The 22604-nt window shown below is 66.6% G+C and carries 22 protein-coding genes and 1 pseudogene; 13 read left to right on the forward strand and 10 right to left on the reverse strand.

Going from position 1 to position 22604, the window contains the following annotated elements:
• Nucleotides 1-62 precede the first annotated feature (62 nt).
• The gene (locus AC5Y7V_RS04720; protein WP_499878855.1) at nt 63-581 is read left to right on the forward strand and encodes an MmpS family transport accessory protein; all 519 of its coding nucleotides are present in this window, start codon (nt 63-65) and stop codon (nt 579-581) included.
• On the forward strand, nt 578-3508 hold the full coding sequence (locus AC5Y7V_RS04725; protein WP_499878856.1) for an MMPL/RND family transporter: 2931 nt from the start codon (nt 578-580) through the stop codon (nt 3506-3508). Before AC5Y7V_RS04720 ends, AC5Y7V_RS04725 begins: the two co-directional genes overlap by 4 nt.
• 70 nt (nt 3509-3578) lie before the next feature.
• Here the strand turns inward: AC5Y7V_RS04725 and AC5Y7V_RS04730 are convergent, their stop codons facing one another.
• The 4 genes from AC5Y7V_RS04730 to AC5Y7V_RS04745 form a co-directional block, all read right to left on the reverse strand.
• Nucleotides 3579-3908, reverse strand: a complete 330-nt coding sequence (locus AC5Y7V_RS04730; protein ID WP_499878857.1) for a hypothetical protein — start codon at nt 3906-3908, stop codon at nt 3579-3581.
• 195 nt (nt 3909-4103) lie between these two features.
• Entirely contained in the window at nt 4104-4562 is a 459-nt protein-coding gene (locus tag AC5Y7V_RS04735; protein ID WP_499878858.1) for a DUF5078 domain-containing protein, read from the reverse strand.
• Nucleotides 4563-4628: 66 nt separating this feature from the next.
• Complete coding sequence (locus tag AC5Y7V_RS04740; RefSeq protein ID WP_499878859.1) at nt 4629-5537, reverse strand: crotonase/enoyl-CoA hydratase family protein; 909 nt, start codon at nt 5535-5537, stop codon at nt 4629-4631.
• A gap of 6 nt (nt 5538-5543) precedes the next feature.
• Complete coding sequence (locus AC5Y7V_RS04745) at nt 5544-5855, reverse strand: hypothetical protein (RefSeq protein ID WP_499878860.1); 312 nt, start codon at nt 5853-5855, stop codon at nt 5544-5546.
• Between the two features lie 156 nt (nt 5856-6011).
• Between AC5Y7V_RS04745 and AC5Y7V_RS04750 the strand changes: the two genes are divergently transcribed.
• Nucleotides 6012-7262: a hypothetical protein gene (locus AC5Y7V_RS04750; protein ID WP_499878861.1), complete on the forward strand. Its 1251-nt coding sequence runs from the start codon at nt 6012-6014 to the stop codon at nt 7260-7262.
• 55 nt (nt 7263-7317) lie between these two features.
• Here the strand turns inward: AC5Y7V_RS04750 and AC5Y7V_RS04755 are convergent, their stop codons facing one another.
• From AC5Y7V_RS04755 to AC5Y7V_RS04770, 4 genes and pseudogenes are all read right to left on the reverse strand, one after another.
• Entirely contained in the window at nt 7318-7560 is a 243-nt protein-coding gene (locus tag AC5Y7V_RS04755) for a hypothetical protein (protein WP_499878862.1), read from the reverse strand.
• A gap of 28 nt (nt 7561-7588) precedes the next feature.
• Nucleotides 7589-9661 (reverse strand): prolyl oligopeptidase family serine peptidase, encoded by a 2073-nt coding sequence (locus AC5Y7V_RS04760; protein WP_499878863.1) that lies wholly within the window; start codon nt 9659-9661, stop codon nt 7589-7591.
• Between the two features lie 41 nt (nt 9662-9702).
• Nucleotides 9703-11082, reverse strand: a complete 1380-nt coding sequence (tnpB, locus tag AC5Y7V_RS04765; protein WP_499878864.1) for an IS607 family element RNA-guided endonuclease TnpB — start codon at nt 11080-11082, stop codon at nt 9703-9705.
• A pseudogene (locus tag AC5Y7V_RS04770) lies at nt 11082-11458 on the reverse strand (IS607 family transposase); the annotation flags it as partial. The pseudogene AC5Y7V_RS04770 and the gene tnpB, both read right to left, overlap by 1 nt.
• Nucleotides 11459-11605: 147 nt before the next feature.
• Between AC5Y7V_RS04770 and adh the strand changes: the two are divergent.
• From adh to AC5Y7V_RS04800, 6 genes are read left to right on the forward strand one after another with little or no spacing between them, the layout of a single operon-like run.
• Entirely contained in the window at nt 11606-13129 is a 1524-nt protein-coding gene (adh, locus tag AC5Y7V_RS04775) for an aldehyde dehydrogenase (protein WP_499878865.1), read from the forward strand.
• Nucleotides 13129-13650 carry a DUF779 domain-containing protein gene (locus AC5Y7V_RS04780; protein WP_499878866.1) on the forward strand — a complete coding sequence of 174 codons (522 nt, stop codon included), beginning with the start codon at nt 13129-13131 and terminating at the stop codon, nt 13648-13650. Before adh ends, AC5Y7V_RS04780 begins: the two co-directional genes overlap by 1 nt.
• 19 nt (nt 13651-13669) lie before the next feature.
• Entirely contained in the window at nt 13670-13948 is a 279-nt protein-coding gene (locus AC5Y7V_RS04785; protein WP_499878867.1) for a putative holin, read from the forward strand.
• Nucleotides 13941-14456 carry a hypothetical protein gene (locus tag AC5Y7V_RS04790; RefSeq protein WP_499878868.1) on the forward strand — a complete coding sequence of 172 codons (516 nt, stop codon included), beginning with the start codon at nt 13941-13943 and terminating at the stop codon, nt 14454-14456. Before AC5Y7V_RS04785 ends, AC5Y7V_RS04790 begins: the two co-directional genes overlap by 8 nt.
• Before the next feature lie 18 nt (nt 14457-14474).
• Nucleotides 14475-15872: a dihydrolipoyl dehydrogenase gene (lpdA, locus tag AC5Y7V_RS04795; protein ID WP_499878869.1), complete on the forward strand. Its 1398-nt coding sequence runs from the start codon at nt 14475-14477 to the stop codon at nt 15870-15872.
• A gap of 8 nt (nt 15873-15880) precedes the next feature.
• Complete coding sequence (locus tag AC5Y7V_RS04800) at nt 15881-16156, forward strand: hypothetical protein (protein WP_499878870.1); 276 nt, start codon at nt 15881-15883, stop codon at nt 16154-16156.
• Here the strand turns inward: AC5Y7V_RS04800 and AC5Y7V_RS04805 are convergent.
• Nucleotides 16153-16710 carry a carboxymuconolactone decarboxylase family protein gene (locus AC5Y7V_RS04805; RefSeq protein ID WP_499878871.1) on the reverse strand — a complete coding sequence of 186 codons (558 nt, stop codon included), beginning with the start codon at nt 16708-16710 and terminating at the stop codon, nt 16153-16155. The two genes, AC5Y7V_RS04800 and AC5Y7V_RS04805, sit on opposite strands and share 4 nt — an antisense overlap.
• Nucleotides 16707-18122, reverse strand: a complete 1416-nt coding sequence (ramB, locus tag AC5Y7V_RS04810; RefSeq protein WP_499878872.1) for an acetate metabolism transcriptional regulator RamB — start codon at nt 18120-18122, stop codon at nt 16707-16709. The genes AC5Y7V_RS04805 and ramB overlap by 4 nt, the downstream gene beginning before the upstream one ends.
• A gap of 155 nt (nt 18123-18277) precedes the next feature.
• Between ramB and AC5Y7V_RS04815 the strand changes: the two genes are divergently transcribed.
• The 4 genes from AC5Y7V_RS04815 to AC5Y7V_RS04830 all read left to right on the forward strand — a co-directional run.
• Entirely contained in the window at nt 18278-19072 is a 795-nt protein-coding gene (locus AC5Y7V_RS04815) for an acyl-ACP thioesterase domain-containing protein (protein ID WP_499878873.1), read from the forward strand.
• Nucleotides 19073-19358: 286 nt separating this feature from the next.
• A complete protein-coding gene (gene aceA, locus AC5Y7V_RS04820; RefSeq protein WP_499878874.1) occupies nt 19359-20645 on the forward strand; it encodes an isocitrate lyase in 1287 nt (428 codons plus the stop codon).
• A gap of 160 nt (nt 20646-20805) precedes the next feature.
• Nucleotides 20806-21669 carry a 3-hydroxybutyryl-CoA dehydrogenase gene (locus AC5Y7V_RS04825; RefSeq protein ID WP_499878875.1) on the forward strand — a complete coding sequence of 288 codons (864 nt, stop codon included), beginning with the start codon at nt 20806-20808 and terminating at the stop codon, nt 21667-21669.
• Nucleotides 21670-21753: 84 nt separating this feature from the next.
• On the forward strand, nt 21754-22604 hold an 851-nt coding region (locus tag AC5Y7V_RS04830), incomplete at its 3' end, for a cyclopropane mycolic acid synthase family methyltransferase (RefSeq protein ID WP_499878876.1).

Here is a 22604-nt window from a genome sequence, read left to right on the forward strand (position 1 = left end):
CCGGTGCGAACGATGCCGAGCTGTCCGACCGCTCGGCGCCTGAGCCGAGGACGGAGCCGCTGATGAAGCAGGGCTCCGCCGCCGGTGGCGAGGGCAACAAGGTCGCCCCGCAGCGCGCCCAGAAGAAGGGGTTGTTGAGCCGTTTCTGGCTGGTGCTCACGATCATGGCCGTGGTCGCGGTGTCGGGCTTCGTGGTGTTCCGGTTGCACGGCGTCTTCGGCGTTCACAAGGGTTCGTTCGGTGGTGGCACCTCGGGCGAGGTCCTCGACGAGTTCAACGCCAAGACGATCACGCTCGAGGTGTGGGGCTCACCGGGCAGCACGGCAACCATCAACTACCTCGACGAAAACTCCCATCCGCAGCAGGCCCTCAACGTGCCCTTGCCTTGGAGCAAAATATTGAGTTCAACAAAGCCCGGCATCCCGGCAAACCTGGTGGCGCAAGGCGACGGCAGTTGGATCGCCTGCCAGTTCGTCGTGAACAACCACGACGGGCACGGTGACGTCATCAAGGCTCCGAATCGCTCGGATGCCAACGAAAACGTGAATCCCTTCGTCTACTGCCTGGACAAGTCCGCATGAGCGAGCCGGGCGTGGTTCCGCCTCGCGTCGACCAGCCGCTGATTCCGCCGTTCCTGCCGCGGATGATCCACCGGCTCGCCCTGCCGATCGTCCTGGTGTGGTTGGGCATCGTCTTCATCACCAACACTGCGGCTCCGCAGCTGGAGGTCGTCTCCAAGACGCACTCGGTGTCGATGAGTCCGACCGACGCGGCATCCTTTCAGTCGACGATGAAGGTCGGATCGACGTTCAAAGAGTTCAACTCGGACAACTCGGCCATGATCTTGCTGGAGGGTGACAAGCCGCTCGGGGCGGAAGCCCACGCCTATTACGACGAGATCGTCAGGCGCGTCGAGCAAGACAAGCAACACGTTCAGCACGTCCAGGATTTTTGGAGTGATCCGCTGACGGCGGCCGGTTCCCAGAGCCACGACCAGAAGGCCGCGTACGTGCAGGTCTACCTCGCCGGCAACATGGGTGGCGGGCTGGCCAGCGAGTCTGCCCTGGCGCTGCGCAAGATCGTGGACTCGGTGCCCGCGCCGCCGGGAATCAAGGCGTACGTCACCGGCCCGGGTCCGCTGTTCGCCGACCAGTCCCACGCGGGCGAGAAGGGCGTCGCGCTCGTCACGCTTATCACGTTTGTGGTGATCGTGGTGATGCTGCTGTTCGTCTACCGCTCGGTCACCACCATGCTGATCATGCTGGCGATGGTGTTCATCGAGTTGGCCGCGGCTCGAGGCGTCGTTGCCTTGCTGGCCAACAACGAGATCATCGGACTCTCCACGTTCGCCAACAACTTGTTGGTGTTGATGGCGATCGCCGCCGGAACGGACTACGCGATTTTCGTGGTCGGCCGCTACCACGAGGCCCGCGGCCTGGGCGAGAGCCGCGAACAAGCCTTCTACACCATGTTCCATAGCACCGCGCATGTCGTGCTCGGGTCGGGCCTGACCATCGCCGGCGCGATGTACTGCATGAGCTTCTGCCGATTGCCGTATTTCCAGTCATTGGGCGCACCGTGCGCCATCGGCATGTTGGTGGCGGTGCTCGCGGCGTTGACCCTAGGCCCCGCAGTGCTGACCGTGGCTTCGTTCTTCAAGCTCATGGATCCGAAGCGCAAGCTGCAGACCCGGGGCTGGCGTCGCATCGGCACCGCGGTCGTCCGCTGGCCCGCACCGGTTCTCGCGGTGACCATCGGGATCGCGTTGGTCGGACTGCTCGCCCTGCCCGGTTACAAGACGGACTACGACAACCGCCACTTCCTGCCGGGAGACACCCCGGCCAACGTCGGTTATGCCGTCGCGGACAAGCACTTCGACCAGGCTCGGCTCAATCCCGAGCTGTTGATGATCCAGACCGATCACGACCTGCGTAACCCGGCCGATTTCCTGATCCTGGACAAGGTGGCCAAGGCGGTCTTCCACATCCCCGGTATCGGACGGGTGCAGACCATCACCCGACCGTTGGGCACGCCGCTCGACCACAGCACCCTCGGTTTTCAGATGGGTGCACAGGCCGCAGGGCGGATCCAGACCCAGCACTATCAGGAAGAGCAGGCGGCAAACCTGCTCAAGCAGGCCGACGAGCTGAAGAAGACCATGGCAACGCTGCATGAGCAGATGCAGGTGACCCAGGACCTGAGCAACACGACGCACGAAACCACCAGGCTCACCAAGGAAACCGTGCAGATCACCGAGTCGTTGCGGGACGACATCGCCAACTTCGACGACTTCTTCCGGCCAATTCGTAGTTACTTCTACTGGGAGCGGCACTGCTACGACATTCCGGCCTGCTGGGCGATCCGGTCGATCTTCAACGCGCTCGATGGCATCGACCAGGTGGCGCAGAACATCGTGAACCTCAGCGCGAACCTGGACAAGCTGGATCAGATCCAGCCGAAGCTGGTGGCGCTGATACCGCCGCAGATCGAGAGCCAGCAGCGCAACCTCGACACCGTCATGTCGAACTACGCGACCACGACGGGTCTCAACGAACAGGCGAAAGCGCAGTCCGACAACGCCACCGCCCAAGGCGATGCCTTCGACAAGGCCAAGAACGACGACACGTTCTACCTTCCGCCGGAGGCGTTCAAGAGCCCGGATTTCGCGCGGGGTCTGAAGAACTTCATCTCGCCGGATGGGCACGCCGTCCGGTTGATCATCTCCCATGAAGGCGACCCGGCGAGTCCCGAAGGCATCCGCCACATCGAACCGATCAAGCAGGCCGTGCACGAGGCGATCAAGGGCACGCCCTGGGAGGGCTCCAAGGTCTACCTCGGCGGTACCGCCGCGACGTACAAGGACATGCACGACGGCTCTGACATCGACCTGCTGATCGCCGCAATTGCCGCCGCCACACTGATTTTCATCATCATGCTGGTGATCACCCGAAGCGTCGTGGCGGCCGTTGTGATCGTCGGTACGGTGTTGCTGTCACTGGGCGCCTCGTTCGGACTCTCCGTGCTCCTATGGCAGTACATCCTGGGCATGAAGTTGCACTGGATGGTGCTGGCGATGGCGATCATCATGCTGCTGGCGGTCGGCTCGGACTACAACCTGCTGCTGATATCGCGGTTCAAAGAGGAAATTCACGCCGGGCTCAAGACGGGGACGATCCGCGCGATGGCCGGTTCGGGCTCGGTGGTGACCTCCGCCGGTCTGGTGTTCGCCGCGACCATGGCCACGTTCATGTTCAGCCCGCTGCTGGTGATGGCCCAGGTGGGTACGACGATCGCGCTGGGTTTGTTGTTCGACACCTTGATCGTGCGGTCGTTCATGACGCCGTCGCTGGCCACCCTGCTGGGGCGCTGGTTCTGGTGGCCGCAGCACGTGCGGCCACGGCCGGCCAGCACCATGCTGCGGCCGTACGGGCCGCGTCCCGCCGTGCGCGAGCTGATCCTGCACGACGTCGACGGGGCCCCGGCGGGCGGAGTGGTACAACCGCGCTGACCTTACGTGGGGCTATGAGGGGATTCCGCTACGCCCGAAGGCATTTCGCACTACCGAAGCGGGCTCAGGTTCAGGCGTAGGTGCGCAGCTGCACCATCTTGCGCATGACGTCGGAGAGCTTGTGCACCGGCGCCCCGCACGTCAGGCAGTAGCCGCCCGGGCAGCGGTTGATCCGGTCGACCTGCGCCAGCACCTGGGTCTTGAGCCGGCGCAGGCAACCGATGCACAGGATCTCGACGACGTTGCCGGACGGGTCGAGGTTGGGCCGGTTGCATTGATCCACGGCGTGCCGGTACACGATGTGCGTTGCGCGGTTGGTGCAGCCGCCCTCGGATTGGCACGCGATCTCCTGCCAGTCCAGCGTCGCCAGCGCGTCCGACTGGGGGTCAACCGCGCTCATCGCGTCCCCAAGGGGTCGCAGCATCCCGGCATGCGCATGATGTCAATCCTGTAAAAGGTGGTCGAGCGGACCGGCGTCCCCAATTGCACGGAATACCAGTCAAGAACTATTGATTTGTCCCCAAAAGCGGGGAAATAAACGATTCCCGACAGTCGCCGAGTTTAAACCGGCGCGTGAATAAAGACCAGAGTGGATCTAGGACCAGTTCCATACCGACATGTCGCCGGGTGGGTATTGGTTGCACACGTCGGTGGCCTTGGCGACGACGCCCTTGTTGTTGAAGAAGATCTTCATGTGGTTGACCCAGGCGAAGGTCAGCGGATCGCCGTTGTAGAAGTTTTCGGAATAAGTCCGGCGGTCCGCGGGCGACAGCGAGTAAAACCAGTGCGCCTTATCGATCGTCGCCTGCTGAAGGTTGGCGTGGTTGTTGAAGTCGATCATGTACCGCTGGTAGTACACCGGGCTGGTGTCCCGGACGGCCGCCAGGTACTGCTCGGCGTCGCAGGTGGTCTCGATCTGCCGGCGTGGGACCGGGAAGTCCTCCGTGGAATCGGCCGCGGCCGTCTTCGGGAAGGTCGCAGCCGCAATGCTCATGGCTACCAGGAAAGCAACAAAAACAACGCCTGCGCGCAGGGCAGTACTCAGCCGAGACATAGTCGTTACGGTAGCACTTTCTCCGGCCGCGGTGGGGTGCCTGGGGCATATTCGTAGTCCATCTCACTATCCATCGCGATCAGGCACGATGACGTGGCGGGGATCCGGTCGCAGCTCCGGTGGGGCCTGGCTGTAATCGCCGAACGGGCCGTCGCGGCGCTCGACCGCGGCGCGCACGCCCTGGGTCTGGGCGGTGTTGATGAAGTCGAGCGCGTCGGGGGTGTTGCGCATCAGGCCGTCGAGGATGCCGCCCAGCATCTGCGTGGAGGCCAGGCCCATGTTCTCGTAGGCCTGGTTGACGACCAGCTTCTGCGCCCGCAGCTGCGACAACGGGATTCGCGCCAGCTCGGCGGCGACCTCGGCGACGCGCGCCTCGAGCCGCTCGAACGGCACCGCCTCGTTGATCAGCTCGACCTCGGCGGCCTGGACGCCGGTCAGCGGCCTGCCGGTCAGCGAGTGCCACTTGGCCTTGGCCAGGCTAAGCCGGTAGAGCCACATGCCGGTCAGATACGCGCCCCACATCCGGCTGTACGGGGTGCCGATCACCGCGTCGTCGCTGGCGATCACGATGTCGGCGCACAGCGCGTAGTCGCTGGCCCCGCCGACGCACCAGCCGTGCACCTGCGCGATCACCGGTTTGGATGCGCGCCAGATGGCCATGAACTTCTGCGTCGGCCCGGTCTCGCGCGCGGTGACCATGGCGAAGTCCTTGCCGGGGTCCCACTGGCCGTCGGTCATCATCGCGTCGCCCCAGTGCTGGAAGCCGCCGCCGAAGTCGTAGCCGCCGGAGAACGCGCGGCCGGCGCCGCGCAGCACGATGACCTTGATCTCGTGGTCGCGTTCGGCCAGCCCGATCGCCGCCTCGATCTCGTCGGGCATGGGCGGGACGATCGTGTTGAGGTGCTCGGGGCGGTTCAGCGTGATGGTGGCGACCGGGCCGGCCGTCCGGTATAGCAGGGTTTCGAACTCGGGCATGGCTTCCTAGGGGTCGGGCTGGCGGTTTTCCGGCGACGACGCATAGATTCGCCCGCCGATCTTCAGGTACGGCGTCGTCAGGTAGGCCGAGAAGGCGACGACCGCGGAAAAGATGACCGCCACGACGACGGCGTTGGGCCAGAATTTGCCCACCCCGGCCGCGAACGAGACGATGCCGATGATCGAGGTGGCCCAGTAGAACCGGCGAGCGGGACGGCGTTCCTTGATGAATCGGTAGCGCGCCTGCGCGGCCCCCACCACGATGAAGATCAAACCGGTCGCCAGCAGGGTGAGTTCGATGCGTTCGGTGGCCGCCACGCGACGATCCTATGGCCGGCCGGGGCGCGCCGCCCCGAACCGCCCCCACAGCCGGGGCCGCTAGCATGTCCAACCAGGTGGGGGTGGGAAGGTCTGCCAGTGGGCGGGGCGGCGTTCGAACGTAACCGGCAGCCCAGGTTGATCGGCCAGGGAGCAATGGGCAAGGTGATCGCGACGGCTGCGGCCGTCGCGTTGGCGCTGGCGCCGTTGACCGTGCCGGCCACCACACCCGGTGTGGCACAAGCGGCTCCGTGCGCCGGCGACGGGTCAAACCCCGCGTCCTGCCAGAACTGCCTGGCTTACGTGGAGGAGTACCACACCGCGAACGTGTGCTACAACGCCGCGCCGGCCCGGCCCGCCCAACCGCCGCTGAGCGCGGTGCCGGTGTGGACGCCGGAACCGCTTCCCGTGGAGCCCGTGCCGCCGGTGCAACCGCCGCCGCGCGCCGTTCCGCCGAGCCCCTCGACCCCCACCCCGGTTCCGCCGCAGACCCCGAAACTGCCACCCGGGGCGGCGGGCAACGCCCCGGTGGTGGCGCCGCCGAAGGGCCTGGACGCGCCACCGAACGCGGTCACGGACGCCAAGGCCGCACCGGCGACGCGCATCAACCCCGCCAGCCCCCTGGAGCCGCCGAGCCAGGTGTACGACTTCAATCGCCAGGTGCAGAACGTGGTCGACGCCCGCAGCGGCAACGTCGACCTGATCAAGGCCGACAACCAGGAGCTGGTGCGCCCCCGGCACTGGGACTACGTCGACTACGACGACGACCACCGCCCGGCCCTGTTCAATCCGCTCAGCGAGGCGATGACCTTCCGCTACTTCTACGACGGCGCCTATCGGGAGGCGTTCGTGCCGGCCGGGGGCCGGATCGTGCTCGACGCCGCCACGGCCGGCGTGGTCCCGTTCACCGCGGTCGGCTACAGCCATGTCGTGTCGGGCAGCTTCTACGGCGGGGCCTGGATACCGCCGGCGGGGTCGAGCGCCCCAGCGCCGTCGAGCTACACGCCGCCGGCGCCCCCGGAGGTGTACCAAAACGTCGCCGCCGATGTCGTCGCGGCCAACCAGACCGTGGCGGTCGGCCAGGTGGTGGTGCTGGGCCACGACGCCGGCCAGCCCGTGGGCAGCCAGGACACCTTCCTGCTCGACGACTCGACCCTGGCCTGGGGTCAGGTGAACGATCCCAGCAGCCCGGCCCAGATCAGGGTGACCAGGACCCAGTCGCTACCGGGCGCCGGGCCGACCGACAACGGCAGCTACCTGGTGGCGCTGGCCGCTCTCAAGGCACCCGCCCAACACGCCGAACCCTGGTGGCCGTCGGCGCTGAGGTACGGGGGGCTCGCGATGGCGGTCGTCGTTGTCGCCTGGATGATCGGTCGCCGGAACCGGCGCGAGGAGCTAGACGTCTAGTGGCGATCGCGAGCGCGGCGCTTGCGCCGGGCGAAGCGGGTCGGCACCACCCGGCTCAGGGATGGTTGACGCAGAAGGCCACGCACATCGCCGAGACGGGAATGGACACCCATTGCGTCTGCCCGTCCGCCTGGCGCTCGCAGTAGATCGGGCCGGGATTGCCCCACACTTTCGCGCCCTCCGGTGCGCATGGCTTCCCGAGGTCGGTATCGGCGTGCGCCGGGCCACTTCCCAGGAGGATCGCGATGGGAGCGACGGCCGTCAACGTCGCCACGCCGATGAACCTCAGTGCTCGCATGATGCACGCCTTCCTCGAACAAAATCAGTTAGATCATCTTAGATCTTAGTCCCGCCGACAGCGTGCGCCACAGGAACGAGAAGCTGAGCGCCGATTTGAACGCGACCTGTTCGTTGTCGGCGGCGCCGGCATGCCCGCCCTCGATGTTCTCGTAGTACCAGACCCGGTGGCCCGCGGCCTGCAGGGCGGCCGTCATCTTGCGGGCGTGGCCCGGATGCACCCGATCGTCGCGGGTGGACGTGGTCATCAGCACCGGCGGGTAGTCGCGGGCCTGCGAAATGTTCTGGTATGGGGAGTATTCGGAGATGAACGCCCAATCCTCGGGGTTGTCCGGGTCGCCGTATTCGGCCATCCATGACGCCCCGGCCAGCAGCAGGTGGTAGCGCTTCATGTCCAGCAGCGGCACGTCGCAGACCAGCGCGCCGAACCGCTCCGGGTATTGGGTCAGCATGATGCCCATCAGCAGCCCGCCGTTGCTGCCGCCCCGGGCGCCCAGCTGTCCGACCGTCGTGATCCCGCGATCCACCAGATCGGCCGCCACCGCGGCGAAGTCCTCGGCGACCTTGTGCCGGTTCTCGCGCATCGCCTGGGTGTGCCAGCCGGGCCCGTACTCCCCGCCGCCGCGGATGTTGGCCAACACGTAGCTGCCCCCGTGGGCCAGCCACAGCCGGCCGAGCACGCCGCTGTAGGCCGGCGTGTTGGCGGTTTCGAATCCGCCGTAGCCGCTCAGCAGCGTGGGACCGGGTCCGTCGGCACCGCTGCGCCGCACGACGAAGTACGGGATCGAGGTGCCGTCCTGTGACGCAACGAAATGCTGTGACACGGACAGGTTTTCGGCGTCGAAGAACGCCGGGGCCGACTTGATAGGGTCGAGCGGGCCCTCGCCGGTGCCCCGCATCAGGCGCGACGGCGCGAGGAATCCGCTGGAGTCGAGGAAGAACTCGTCGCCCTTGTCGTCGGCCGCGACGACGACGGTGTTGGTCGCCGCCGGAATGCCCGCGACCGGCTCGCGGTGCCACTCGCCCCGTGACGGCGAGGGTGGGGTGACGATCTCCACCCGGCTGGCCACGTCGGCCAGCGTGACCATCAGCAGGCGGTCCTTCGTCCACGCGTAGTGGTTCAGGGCGGTGTGCTCGTCGGGCTCGAACACCACGTGTAATTCCGCTGTGCCCGCGAGGAATTCGTCGTAGTCGGCGGCCAGCAGCGATCCCGCGGCGTACGTCGCGTCGCCGAGGTACCAGTCCGTGCGCAGCTCGATGAGGATCCACTCGCAGTGCATCGACAGGCCCGCGTCTGTGGGCGCGTCGATGCGGATCAGCTCCGGGCCGCGCAGCTCGTAGACCTCTTCGTTCCAGAAGTCGAGCGCCCGGCCCAGGAAGGTGCGCTCGAAGCCCGGGGTCCGATCCACCGAGGCCGAGACCCGCACGTCGTCGCGGGCGCCCTCGAAGACGGTCTGCGCCTCGGCCAGCGGGGTGCCGCGCCGCCATCGCTTGATCACGCGCGGGTAGCCGGACTCGGTGAGCGAGTCGGCACCGAAGTCGGTGCCGACCAGCACGGTGTCCATGTCGGCCCAGGCGACCTGCGACTTGGCCTCGGGCAGTTCGAACCCGCCGGGGACGAATTCGCGTGTGATCATGTCGAATTCGCGCACGACCGACGCGTCCGAGCCGCCGCGGGACAGGCCGATCAGCGCCCGGGTGTGGTCGGGTTCGATGACACCCGCGCCCGCCCACACCCATTTCGTGTCGTCGGTGCGGCCCAGCTCGTCGACGTCGATGAGCACGTCCCACTCCGGCGAAGAGGTGCGGTAGCTGTCCAGCGTGGTGCGGCGCCACAGCCCGCGCGGGTTGGTGGCGTCGCGCCAGAAGTTGTAGAGGTGTTCGCCGCGGCGGACCACATACGGGATGCGGGCATCGGTGTCGAGCACCTCGAGGGCCTCGCCGCGCATCCGCTCGAACTCCGCGTCGCAGAACTCGGCCAGGGTGGGCTCGTTGCGCGCGCGCACCCAGGCCAGCGCGTCGTCGCCGGTGACGTCCTCGAGCCAGAGGTAGGGGTCTGGTGAGCTCGGGTCGGGGGGCGCGGCGCCTTCAGATGATGTCATGGCAGCCATTCTGGCCGTTGCAAGTGGGTGATCTTTAGTGGTCACGCGACTTGCACCCCGTCTCGGGGTTGTTCGGCAGCCGTGCGGCTGCGTCCCTTCCGCGCTTCACGGCCACCAGCCCGGCCAGGCCGGGTCTTACGGTCGGCTCCACGCTTGACGGCGGCCCCAACTGGGCCGACGACGCTAACGGGTTCCTCGTAGCGTGCGAGGTTTATCGCGGCGTTGTCATCACGCTGGTGCGATGCTGAGCAACAGTCGCAATGCCAGTGCTCGTCCCAGCCGATGTCTTGCACATACCCGCAGGCATGGCAGGTTTTTGAGGACGGGAACCAGCGGTCAGCGATCACCAGCTGCGATCCATACCAGCCTGTCTTGTAAGACAGGCGCCGGCGCGGGGCGCCCAAGGCGGCATCGGCGAGCCCGCGCCGTCTGGCGCGGGCACCGGGCAGCCCTTTCTGCCGCAGCATGCTGGCGGCGTCCAAACCTTCCACCACGATGCGGCCGTGAGTTTGAGCCAATCGTGTGGTCAGGACGTGCAAATGATGAGTGCGGACATCGTTGACCCGGCGATGTAGCCGGGATAGCTCGGTGGTGCGCTCCCGGTACCGCCGGGAGCCTTTCAGACAACGGGAGCGAGCACGCGAAACGTGACGCAGTTCCCGTAGCGCGGTATCGAGTGCGCGTGGATTGGCTACCCGCTCAATCACGCGCCCGTCGGTTGTGGCGACGGTGGCCAAGCGTCGGACTCCGACGTCAACACCGACCCTCGAGTCCGGCCTCGCCACGCGAGGCTGCTGAGGGCGCTGCACCACAACCCGCACGGACGCATCCAACCGGGTGCCGTTGCGGCGCACACTGATCGCCAACACGCGCGCCCGGTCCTTGGCGATCAACCGTTGAACACGGCGGGTGTTCTCATGGGTGCGCACGGTGCCGATCACCGGCAAAGTGAGATGGCGGCGGTCCGGTTCGACGCGCATCGCACCGGTGGTGAAACACACCCGGTCCGCGTCGCGGCCCTTCTTCTTGAAGCGGGGCAAACCCATCCGTTTACCGCCACGGTCACCGGAGCGGGACTGCTGCCAATTCCAGTACGCCTCCACCGCACCCCGGACGCCGTCGCCATAGGCTTCTTTCGAGCATTCCGGCCACCACACCTGCCCGGTCTCGCGGTTGACGCACACCTCGTTCTTGACCCGGTTCCAGCGGTCCCGCATCACCCGAAACGACGGCTTCACCGTCTCGATACCCGTCTGCTTCCACGCCACGTGATCGGCCTTCAGCGCGGCCACGGTCCAGTTGAATGCCTTACGCCGGGCACCGAAATGCCGTGCCAACGCGCGAGCTTGCTCGTCGGTCGGGTCCAGGGTGAACTTGAACGCCTGAACCGTGAAACCTTCGGGGACCTCAAACCTGGCCATCACGCCACCTGATGCTCTGCGTCATCGGCAGTGGCGGCGATCGCACGCCGGGCACGGTTGGCAGCAGCGCGTTGCCGTACAAGCGAGCGCACATCAAGGTCAGGATCGCAGTCATGTCCCGCACTACGTCGTCATCGACCCCAGCGGTGTCGACGACGACCAGTTCCCGTCCTTGCACTGCCAGCGCGGCTTGCCCGTACTCGGCATCGAATCGGCAGAACCGATCACGGTGCTCCACCACAATCCGCGTCACCGCCGGATCACCCAGCAGCGCAAGGAACTTGCGGGGATGCCCGTTCAACGCCGAACCGACCTCCGTCACCACCTTATCGACCGGGCTCTGTTCGGCCGTGGCCCACGCGCTCACCCGCGCAACACCGTTGCGCTCAGCCCACGTCGCGAGATGCATGACTTCGTTCCTACAGCACATCACTGACAACTACCGATCACTCAACCCGCAACAGCTGGCAACCCCGGCGGTAGTGTGAGGTGTGTTACACACGGTCGAATGAGGAGCGGGCAGATGACTGTTTTCGCACGTCCGGGCGCCGCCGGGGCATTGATGTCGTACGAAAGCCGGTACGAGAACTTCATTGGGGGCCAGTGGGTCGCCCCCGCGGCCGGCCGCTATTTCGAAAACCCGACGCCGGTGACCGGCCAGACCTTCTGCGAGGTCGCCCGCTCCGACGAGGCCGACATCGCTCACGCGCTGGACGCCGCGCACGCGGCGGCCCCGGCGTGGGGCAAGACCGCGCCCGCCGAGCGCGCGGCGATCCTGAACAAGATCGCCGACCGCATCGAGGAGAACACGGCCGCGCTGGCGGTCGCCGAAGTCTGGGACAACGGCAAACCGATCCGCGAGGCGCTGGCCGCCGACATCCCGCTAGCGGCCGACCACTTCCGGTATTTCGCGGCGGCACTCCGTGCGCAGGAGGGTTCGCTGTCGCAGATCGACGAGGACACCGTCGCCTACCACTTCCACGAGCCGCTCGGCGTGGTGGGACAGATCATTCCGTGGAACTTCCCCATCCTGATGGCCGCGTGGAAGATGGCGCCGGCGCTGGCCGCCGGCAATGCGGTGGTGCTCAAACCCGCGGAGCAGACGCCGGTTTCGGTGCTGTACCTGATGTCGCTGATCGGTGACCTGTTGCCGGCCGGCGTGCTCAACGTCGTCAACGGCTTCGGCGCCGAGGCGGGCAAGCCGCTGGCGTCGAGCAACCGGATCGCCAAGATCGCGTTCACCGGCGAAACCACCACCGGGCGGCTGATCATGCAGTACGCCTCGCAGAACCTGATTCCGGTGACCCTGGAGCTCGGTGGCAAGAGCCCCAACATCTTCTTCTCCGACGTGATGGCCAAAGGGGACGACTTCCAGGACAAGGCGCTGGAGGGCTTCACCATGTTCGCCCTCAACCAGGGCGAGGTGTGCACCTGCCCGTCGCGCAGCCTGATCCAGGCCGACATCTACGACGAGTTCCTCGAGCTGGCCGCGATCCGCACCAAGGCGGTCCGGCAGGGCGACCCGCTGGACAGCGAGACGATGCTGGGTTCGCAGGCGTCCAACGATCAGATGGAAAAGATCCTGTCCTACATCGAGATCGGCAAAAACGAAGGCGCGCGGGTGATTTGCGGCGGCGAGCGCGCCGAGCTGGGCGGCGACCTCTCCGGCGGCTACTACATGCAGCCGACCATCTTCGGCGGCAACAACAAGATGCGGATCTTCCAGGAGGAGATCTTCGGGCCGGTGGTGGCGGTGACGTCGTTCACCGACTACGACGACGCGATCTCGATCGCCAACGACACCCTCTACGGCCTGGGCGCCGGCGTGTGGAGCCGCGACGGCAACACCGCCTACCGGGCCGGGCGCGACATCCAGGCCGGCCGGGTGTGGGTCAACTGCTACCACGCCTATCCCGCGCACGCCGCGTTCGGCGGCTACAAGCAGTCCGGCATCGGCCGGGAGAACCACAAGATGATGCTCGACCACTACCAGCAGACCAAGAACATGCTGGTGTCTTACGCCGAAAAGGCGCAGGGATTCTTCTGATGGTCGCCGGCGACGATGCAGAGCGCAGCGATGAGGTGGGGGCACCTCCCGCTCGCGGGGGAGAGCGGCGCCGTGATACCGCCGGTGCGGTCATCACCGCCACGGCCGCGGAACTGCTGGAGTCGTTGCAGCAGCGGCATGGCCCGGTGATGTTCCACCAGTCCGGCGGCTGCTGCGACGGGTCGTCGCCGATGTGCTACCCGCGCGGGGATTTCCTCGTCGGCGACCGCGACGTGTTGCTCGGCGTGCTCGACGTCGGGGACGGCGTGCCGGTGTGGATCTCGGGCCCGCAGTACCAGACCTGGAAGCACACCCAGCTGGTCATCGACGTCGTCCCCGGGCGCGGCGGCGGGTTCAGCCTGGAGGCGCCCGAGGGCGTGCGGTTCCTGTCCCGCGGGCGCGTCTTCACCGACGAAGAGCAGGCCGAGCTGGCGGCCGGACCCGTCATCACGGGCGCCGCCTACGAGCGCGGCGAACGCCCGGCGGCGCGCGGGCGCGTGGTGGCCGTCGACGCCGGATGACGGCGCTACCCTCGTCAGCGTGATCCCGCTCCCGCGCCCCTGGCTGCTGGCCGGCGCCATGCTGATGGGCTGCGCGGTCGGGCTGTTGGCCGGGGTCGCGCTCACCGTGTTGGTCCACGCGAGGATCCGGCCCGACGTCGCCGTCGCGCTGGTGCTCGGGGCTCCCGGCGCGCTCGGCCTGCTGACGGTCCTGTTCTCGGGGCGCCGCTGGGTCACCGCGCTGGGCGCGTTCATCCTGTCGCTCGGGCCGGGCTGGTTCGGCGTGCTCGTCGCGCTGCGGGTGACCTGCGGTGGCTGACGACGAGGACACCGGGACGCAATCGTGGGTGCCGGACTTCTCCGACGACGACGACGAGGCCCCCGGCCCGCGGCCGCCCGAGGAGGCCGAGGCCGCACCGAAGGTCAAGGAGGTGCCCGCCGACGAGGGTGCCGGGGCCGACGGCGGCGGCCTGCCGGTGCAACCGGTCACCGTGCCCGGTCGCTACCAGTACCTGCGGTGGTGGCACCTGGTTCTGGTGCTTTTCGGCGGGTGGATCGTGGCGGGCGTGGTCGGGCTCGGGCTGTTCTATTGGTGGTATCACTCGACCGGCAAGACGCCCGCGGTGTTCACCGTCCTGGTCTACGTCGTGGCCTGCGCGGTGGGCGGCGTGCTGCTGGCGATGGCGGAGGGCAGGCCGCTGATCTCCGCGCTGTCGCTCGCGGTGATGTCGGGGCCGTTCGCCTCGGTCGCCGCCGCGGCGCCGCTGTACGGCTACTACTACTGTGCCCACACCGGCCACTGCCTGATCGGCGTCATCCCGTACTAGCCCATTAGGGTAGGGCTCGTGACTGCTCACTATGACGTCGTCGTCCTCGGGGCCGGTCCCGGCGGATACGTCGCGGCCATCCGCGCCGCGCAGCTCGGATTGAACACCGCGATCATCGAGCCGAAGTACTGGGGCGGAGTCTGCCTCAACGTCGGCTGCATCCCGTCCAAGGCGTTGCTGCGCAACGCCGAACTCGCGCACATCTTCACCAAGGAGGCGCAGACCTTCGGCATCGGCGGCGAGGCGACCTTCGACTACGGCGTCGCCTTCGACCGCAGCCGCAAGGTGGCCGAGGGCCGCGTCGCCGGCGTGCACTTCCTGATGAAGAAGAACAAGATCACCGAGATCCACGGGTACGGCCGGTTCACCGACCCGCACACGCTGTCCGTCGACCTCAACGACGGCGGCACCGATACCGTCACGTTCGACAATGTCATCATCGCCACCGGCAGCAGCACCCGGCTGGTCCCGGGAACGTCGCTGTCGGAAAACGTGGTCACCTATGAGGAACTGATCCTGACGCGGGAGCTGCCGCAGTCGATCGTCATCGCCGGCGCGGGGGCCATCGGCATGGAGTTCGGCTACGTCCTGAAGAATTACGGCGTCGACGTCACCATCGTCGAGTTCCTGCCGCGCGCGCTGCCCAACGAGGACGCCGAGGTGTCCAAGGAGATCGAGAAGCAGTTCAAGAAGCTCGGCGTCAAGGTCCTGACCGGAACTAAGGTGGAGGCCATCAACGACGACGGCGCGGTGGTCACGGTCACCGTCAGCAAGGATGGCAAGTCCGAGGACCTCAAGGCCGAAAAGGTGTTGCAGGCCATCGGTTTCGCGCCCAACGTCGAGGGTTACGGCCTGGAGGCGGCCGGCGTCGCGCTGACCGACCGCAAGGCGATCGGCGTCACCGACTACATGCGCACCAACGTCGAACACATCTACGCGATCGGCGACGTGACCGGCAAGCTGATGCTCGCCCACGTCGCCGAGGCCATGGGCGTGGTGGCGGCCGAAACCATCGCCGGCGCCGAGACTTTGGCGCTCGGCGACTACCGCATGCTGCCGCGCGCGACCTTCTGCCAGCCCAACGTCGCGAGCTTCGGGCTCACCGAGGAGCAGGCCCGCGAGGAAGGCCACGACGTCGTGGTCGCCAAGTTCCCGTTCACCGCCAACGCCAAGGCGCACGGGGTGGGCGACCCGAGCGGCTTCGTCAAGCTGGTCGCCGACAGCAAGTACGGCGAGCTGCTGGGCGGGCACCTGATCGGCCACGACGTGTCCGAGTTGCTGCCCGAGCTGACGCTGGCCCAGAAGTGGGACCTCACCGCCACCGAGCTGGCCCGCAACGTGCACACCCACCCGACCATGTCGGAGGCGCTGCAGGAATGCTTCCACGGCTTGACCGGCCACATGATCAACTTCTGAGTCTGCCAATGATCCGCAGCGACACCGTGATTGGCGTCCTCGGCGGCGTCGCCGCGGGTTATGTCCTGTGGTTGGTGGCCTTTTCGATCGCCGACGACAACGCGGCGGTGGGGACCTGGGCCCCGCCGGTGCTGCTCGGCTCGGCCGTGCTCGCGGTCGTTGCCGTGCTGTGGGGCCTCGTGCAACGCCGCCGCGGGAAATACGCGTGGTCGGGGTTCGGCCTCGGCCTGCCGGTCGCGCCCCTGGCGCTGACGCTGGCGGTGCTGGCCGACGTGTACTTCTAGCGGGGCTTGTCCAACGGGATCGCCAGGGCCGACATCGTCGCGGCCAGGCCGTCGTATTGGCTTGCCAGCAAGCAGAATTCGATGAGCTGGCGCCGATCCAGGTGCGTCGCCAGCTGCCGCCAGGTGTCCTCGGTGACGGTGCGACCCTTGACGAACTCGTCGGTGGCCGCCAGCAGCGCCTGCTGCCGCACGGTCAGGCGCGCCTCGACCCGGTCCAGCGTCTCGGGCCAGGCGAAGATGGCGGCCTGCAGGTCGTCGTCCAGGCCCTGATGGCGCGCCATCCCGCGGTGGTGCTGCAGCTCGTATTCGCAGCCGCGCACGTGCGCGACCCGCAGGATCACCAACTCGGTGTCGATCGCCGGCAGCCGGCCCCGCAGCAGGCGCCCGCTGTACATCGACCAGGTCCAGAACAGCGCGCGGCGCTGTCCCAGGGTGGTGAACAGGTGCATCTCCGGCACCCCCATCCGGCGCGCGGCCGCCTTCGACATCACCCAGTTGATGGGCCCCAGCTCGCGGAACCGCCCCGACGGGATCCGGCCGGCCGGCGCGCTCATGGCTGCTTCACCAGGTACGGCGACACGGTGCTGCGGTGCTCGTCCAGATCCAGCGCGCGGCCCAACGCCGGGAACGCCCGCTGTGGGCAGTTGTCGCGTTCGCAGACCCGGCAGCCCGCGCCGATCGGTGTGGCGATATCACCCGACAAGTCGAGTCCTTCCGAGTAGGCGAGCCGGTGCGCGTGGCGGAGCTCGCAGCCCAGCCCGATCGCGAAGGTCTTACCGGGCTGACCATACCGCGCGGCGCGGCGCTCCACGGTGCGAGCCACCCACATGTAGTTGCGCCCGTCGGGCATCTGGGCGATCTGCACCAGGATCTTGCCCGGGTTGGCGAACGTCTCGTAGACGTTCCACAGCGGGCACGTCCCGCCGCTGGAGGAGAAGTGAAAACCGGTGGCCGACTGACGTTTTGACATGTTGCCGGCGCGGTCCACCCGGACGAACGAGAACGGCACGCCCCGCATCGTCGGCCGTTGCAGCGTCGAAAGCCGGTGTGCGATGGTCTCGTAACTGGCCGAGTAGAACGACGACAGCCGCTCGACGTCGTAGCGGAAGTTCTCTGCGACGTCGTGGAATTGGCGGTAGGGCAGCACCGCGGCCGCCGCGAAGTAGTTCGCCAGCCCCAGCCGCAGCAGCGTGTGCGACTCCTCGCTGGTGAACTTGCCCTCGGCGACCAGGCTGTCGATCAGGTCGCCGAACTCCAGGAAGGCCAACTCGGCGGCCAGCTTGAACACCTGCTGACCCGGCGAGAGGTGATTGCTGATCTCCAGCGTCTTGGTGCCGGGGTCGAAGCGGTGCAGGACGCTGTCCCCGAGATCGATGCGCCTGACGATGTGCACCCCGTGCACCTCGGTGAGCCGGCGGGTCAGCTCGCGGGCCAGGTCGCCGTGGTGCAACCGCATCTTGATCGTGAGGTCCTCGGCGGCGGTGTCCAGCTCGTGCAGGTAGTTCTGGCGTTGGTAGAAGTAGTCGCGCACCTCTTCGTGGGGCATCGTGATGGATCCGCTGCCGCTGCCGTCGGAGTACCGCTCCTCGGTGGCCGCGGCCAGCTGCGCGGTGGTGATCCGGTAGCGCCGGTGCAGGTTGACCACCGCGCGGGCCAGCCCCGGATGGGCGCTGACCATCTCGGCCACTTCGGTCGGGTCGACGTCGATGTCCAGGTCGCGGTCCATGGTCACCTCGCGCAGCTCGGCGACCAGCCGGGTGTCGTCCTGGGAGGCGAAGAACGTCGCGTCCACCCCGAACACCTCGGTGATCCGCAGCAGCACGGCGACCGTCAGCGGGCGAACATCGTGCTCGATCTGGTTGAGGTAGCTGGGCGAGATCTCCAGCATCTGGGCCAGCGCGGCCTGGGAAAACCCGCGCTCGTTGCGGAGTTGCCGAACGCGGGCGCCGACGAAAGTTTTGGCCACCTAACGAATCGTACCCGGCGCTGCGAAGGCCCGGTTCGCAGAGTTGGCACCGCCGCGCTTTCGGGTCAGGATTGGTGTTTCCGAGTTGCTATTTGGCATTATCCGCGTCGGGTATGGGGGCTAACCTGGGTTAGCGATCCGGAGGGAGGGAAGCCGTGAGCCTGGACAAAGAACTGATGCCGGTTCCCGACGGCCATCCCGACGTGTTCGGTCGCGAGTGGCCGCTGCGGGTCGGCGACATCGACCGCACCGGCCGGCTGCGGCTGGACGCGGCCGCCCGCCACATCCAGGACATCGGCCAGGACCAGCTTCGCGAGATGGGCTTCGAGGAGACCCATCCGCTGTGGATCGTCCGGCGCACCATGGTCGACCTGATCCGCCCGATCGAGTTCCAGGACATGCTGCGGTGCCGGCGCTGGTGTTCGGGCACCTCGAACCGCTGGTGCGAGATGCGGGTCCGCATCGACGGACGCAAGGGTGGCCTGATCGAATCCGAGGCGTTCTGGATCAACATCAATCGGGAAACCCAGATGCCGTCGCGCATCGCCGACGACTTCCTGGCGGGACTGCACAAGACCACCTCCGTGAACCGCCTCAAGTGGAAGGGCTACCTCAAGCCCGGCAGCCGCGACGACGCGACCGAGATCCACGAGTTCCCGGTCCGGGTGACCGACATCGACCTGTTCGACCACATGAACAACTCGGTGTATTGGAGCGTCATCGAGGACTACCTGGCGTCGCACCCCGAGCTGCTGCAGTGGCCGCTGCGCACCACGATCGAGCACGAGGCGCCGGTCGCGCTGGGCGACAAGCTGGAGATCATCTCGCACGTCCACCCGGCCGGCTCGACCGATCAGTTCGGTCCCGACCTGGCCGACCGCGCTGTTACAACGCTCACATACGCCGTCGGGGACGAGACGAAAGCCGTCGCCGCGATCTTCGCTTTGTAGCGGTACCCCCGGTCCCGTCAATTCCCGTTCTGACCTGCTGAAATATGGTTACCGACCGGTAGCTTCTGAAACGGTTCAGTTAGCGTTCATCTTTGCAATATTTGCAAAGTCGTTCGATCGTGTGGCGGAAATTCGCAAATGAAACGGGTGGACCTGCAGGAACAAGCTGTGCCATCTTCGAGTTAGCACGCCAGTGAAGTTGAGCCATAGCTACCGTCGCAAGCCGGTTGGCGTGGACCGTTCAGCGTTAACTCAAGCAATGATGACCGTTTAAGGAGTAAGCCCAATGTCCGTCGTTGGCACCCCCAAGAGCGCCGAGCAGATCCAGCACGACTGGGACACGAACCCCCGGTGGAAGGGCGTCACGCGCACCTACACCGCCGAGGACGTCGTCGCGCTGCAAGGCACCGTCGTCGAGGAGAACACCCTGGCCCGCCGCGGCGCGGAGGTGTTGTGGGAAGAGCTGCACGACCTGGAGTGGGTCAACGCGCTGGGCGCGCTGACCGGCAACCAGGCCGTACAGCAGGTGCGCGCCGGCCTGAAGGCCATCTACCTGTCCGGGTGGCAGGTCGCCGGTGACGCCAACCTGTCCGGCCACACCTACCCCGACCAGAGCCTGTACCCCGCCAACTCGGTGCCGCAGGTGGTTCGCCGGATCAACAACGCGCTGCTGCGCGCCGACCAGATCGCCAAGGTCGAGGGCGACCGGTCGGTGGAGAACTGGCTGGCGCCGATCGTGGCGGACGGCGAGGCCGGCTTCGGCGGCGCGCTCAACGTCTTCGAGCTGCAGAAGGCCATGATCGCGGCCGGTGTCGCGGGTTCGCACTGGGAGGACCAGCTGGCCTCGGAGAAGAAGTGCGGTCACCTGGGTGGCAAGGTGCTGATCCCGACCCAGCAGCACATCCGCACGCTCACCTCGGCGCGCCTGGCCGCCGACGTCTGCGACGTTCCGACCGTGGTGATCGCCCGGACCGACGCCGAGGCGGCCACGCTCATCACGTCCGACGTCGACGAGCGCGACCAGCCGTTCATCACCGGCGAGCGCACCCGCGAGGGCTTCTACCGGACCAAGAACGGCATCGAGCCCTGCATCGCGCGGGCCAAGGCCTACGCCCCGTTCGCCGACCTGATCTGGATGGAGACCGGCACGCCCGACCTCGAGCTGGCGCGCAAGTTCTCCGAGTCGGTGAAGGCGGAGTTCCCCGACCAGATGCTGGCGTACAACTGCTCGCCGTCGTTCAACTGGCGCAAGCACCTCGACGACGGCACCATCGCGAAGTTCCAGAAGGAGCTTGCCGCAATGGGATTCAAGTTCCAGTTCATCACGCTGGCCGGGTTCCACGCGCTGAACTACTCGATGTTCGATCTGGCCTACGGCTACGCCCGCAACCAGATGAGCGCCTACGTGGAGCTGCAGGAGCGCGAGTTCGCCGCCGAGGAGCGTGGCTACACCGCCACCAAGCACCAGCGCGAGGTCGGTGCCGGTTACTTCGACCGGATCGCGACCACGGTGGACCCCACCTCGTCGACCACGGCGCTGACCGGTTCGACCGAAGAGGGCCAGTTCCACTGAGCCTCTGAAGTCTGCCGAGCAGACGCGGAATCGCACGTTTGCGATTGAGATCATGCGAGTCTGCGTCTGCTCGCGGCTGAAGTAGCATTGGCCCCGCCCGGCCACGCTGGGCGGGGCCTATTGCGGTGCATGACAATACGACTCGGGAGAGAGACAACAAGTGAGCGACGCAGCGATCCAGCGGGTCGGGGTTGTCGGTGCGGGGCAGATGGGCTCCGGCATCGCCGAGGTCTCCGTCCGCGCGGGAGTCGACGTGACGGTGTACGAGCCGACCGAGGCGCTGATCACGGCGGGGCGCAACCGCATCGTCAAGTCGCTGGAGCGGGGCGTCAGCGCCGGCAAGGTGACCGAGCGGGAGCGGGACCGCGCGCTCGGCAAGCTGACCTTCACCACCGACCTCAAAGACCTGGCCGACCGCCAACTGGTGATCGAGGCCATCGTCGAGGACGAGGCCGTCAAGGCCGAGCTCTTCGCCGAGCTGGACCGGGTCATCACCGATCCCGACGCCGTGCTGGCGTCCAACACCTCCAGCATCCCGATCATGAAGGTCGCCGCGGCCACCAAGAACCCACAACGCGTGCTGGGGCTGCACTTCTTCAACCCGGTCCCGGTGCTGCCGCTGGTCGAGCTGGTGAGCACGCTGGTCACCGACGAGGCCGCCGCCGCCCGCACCGAGCAGTTCGCCGGCGCGGTGCTGGGCAAGCAGGTGGTGCGCTGCTCGGACCGGTCCGGCTTCGTGGTCAACGCGCTGCTGGTGCCCTACCTGCTGTCCGCGATCCGGATGGTGGAGGCCGGTTTCGCCACCGTCGAGGACGTCGACAAGGCCGTCGTCGCCGGGCTGTCGCACCCGATGGGCCCGCTGCGGCTGTCCGACCTCGTCGGCCTCGACACCCTCAAACTCATCGCGGATAAAATGTTCGAAGAATTCAAAGAACCGCAATACGGTCCGCCGCCGCTGCTGCTGCGCATGGTGGAGGCCGGTCGGCTGGGCAAAAAGTCCGGCCAGGGTTTTTATAATTACTGACGCCGCCGCGTGGCCCTGTAGCGGCCGATCTGCGCATCCGATATTATCCTCCGGGTCAACAAACGAGAGGTGTATCGGGCAACCATGACTTCGTTGGAGCCGTATTACGAAGAGTCGCAATCCATCTACGACGTTTCGGACGAGTTTTTTGCGCTATTCCTAGACCCGACAATGGGCTACACCTGCGCTTACTTCGAGCGAGACGATATGACCCTCGAGGAAGCGCAGAATGCGAAGTTCGACCTGGCGCTGGGAAAGCTGAACCTCGAGCCCGGGATGACGCTGCTCGACATCGGCTGCGGCTGGGGCGGGGCGCTGCAGCGGGCGGTCGAGAAATTCGATGTCAACGTGATCGGAATTACGCTCAGCCGCAATCAGTTTGAGTACAGCAAGGCCAGGCTGGCGGCGATCCCGACCGAGCGCGACGTCGAAGTGCGGCTGCAGGGCTGGGAAGAGTTCGACGACAAGGTCGACCGGATCGTCAGCATAGGGGCATTCGAGGCGTTCAAGGCCGAGCGTTGGCCCGCGTTTTTCGACCGCGCCTATGACATCCTTCCCGATGACGGTCGGATGCTCTTGCACACAATTTTGGGGCATTCACAGAAGCAGATGCACGAGCGCGGCATCACGCTGACGATGAAGGACATACGATTCACGCGATTCATCTACATGGAAATTTTCCCGGGCGGGCAGTTGCCAGCGCAGGAAGACATTGTGGCACTGGCGCCGGCGGCTGGATTTTCCGTCGAAAAAGTGCAATTGCTGCGCGAGCATTATGAACGGACGCTGAATATCTGGGCGGCCAATCTAGAGGCGAACAAAGAAAAGGCGATCGCCATCCAGTCCGAAGAGGTCTACGAGCGCTATATGCACTATTTGACGGGCTGCGAGGATTTCTTCCGCAAGGGCATCAGCAACGTCGGCCAGTTCACCCT

Source organism: Mycobacterium sp. NGS34, assembly GCF_059812845.1.

What these genes read in the sequence shown, in the direction of transcription:
- AC5Y7V_RS04720 (WP_499878855.1), top strand. Translation starts at nt 63, where the DNA reads ATGAAGCAGGGCTCCGCCGCCGGTGGCGAGGGCAACAAGGTCGCCCCG.
- AC5Y7V_RS04725 (WP_499878856.1), top strand. Translation starts at nt 578, where the DNA reads ATGAGCGAGCCGGGCGTGGTTCCGCCTCGCGTCGACCAGCCGCTGATT.
- AC5Y7V_RS04730 (WP_499878857.1), bottom strand. Translation starts at nt 3,908, where the DNA reads ATGAGCGCGGTTGACCCCCAGTCGGACGCGCTGGCGACGCTGGACTGG.
- AC5Y7V_RS04735 (WP_499878858.1), bottom strand. Translation starts at nt 4,562, where the DNA reads ATGTCTCGGCTGAGTACTGCCCTGCGCGCAGGCGTTGTTTTTGTTGCT.
- AC5Y7V_RS04740 (WP_499878859.1), bottom strand. Translation starts at nt 5,537, where the DNA reads ATGCCCGAGTTCGAAACCCTGCTATACCGGACGGCCGGCCCGGTCGCC.
- AC5Y7V_RS04750 (WP_499878861.1), top strand. Translation starts at nt 6,012, where the DNA reads ATGGGCAAGGTGATCGCGACGGCTGCGGCCGTCGCGTTGGCGCTGGCG.
- AC5Y7V_RS04755 (WP_499878862.1), bottom strand. Translation starts at nt 7,560, where the DNA reads ATGCGAGCACTGAGGTTCATCGGCGTGGCGACGTTGACGGCCGTCGCT.
- AC5Y7V_RS04760 (WP_499878863.1), bottom strand. Translation starts at nt 9,661, where the DNA reads ATGACATCATCTGAAGGCGCCGCGCCCCCCGACCCGAGCTCACCAGAC.
- tnpB (WP_499878864.1), bottom strand. Translation starts at nt 11,082, where the DNA reads ATGGCCAGGTTTGAGGTCCCCGAAGGTTTCACGGTTCAGGCGTTCAAG.
- adh (WP_499878865.1), top strand. Translation starts at nt 11,606, where the DNA reads ATGACTGTTTTCGCACGTCCGGGCGCCGCCGGGGCATTGATGTCGTAC.
- AC5Y7V_RS04780 (WP_499878866.1), top strand. Translation starts at nt 13,129, where the DNA reads ATGGTCGCCGGCGACGATGCAGAGCGCAGCGATGAGGTGGGGGCACCT.
- AC5Y7V_RS04800 (WP_499878870.1), top strand. Translation starts at nt 15,881, where the DNA reads ATGATCCGCAGCGACACCGTGATTGGCGTCCTCGGCGGCGTCGCCGCG.
- AC5Y7V_RS04805 (WP_499878871.1), bottom strand. Translation starts at nt 16,710, where the DNA reads ATGAGCGCGCCGGCCGGCCGGATCCCGTCGGGGCGGTTCCGCGAGCTG.
- aceA (WP_499878874.1), top strand. Translation starts at nt 19,359, where the DNA reads ATGTCCGTCGTTGGCACCCCCAAGAGCGCCGAGCAGATCCAGCACGAC.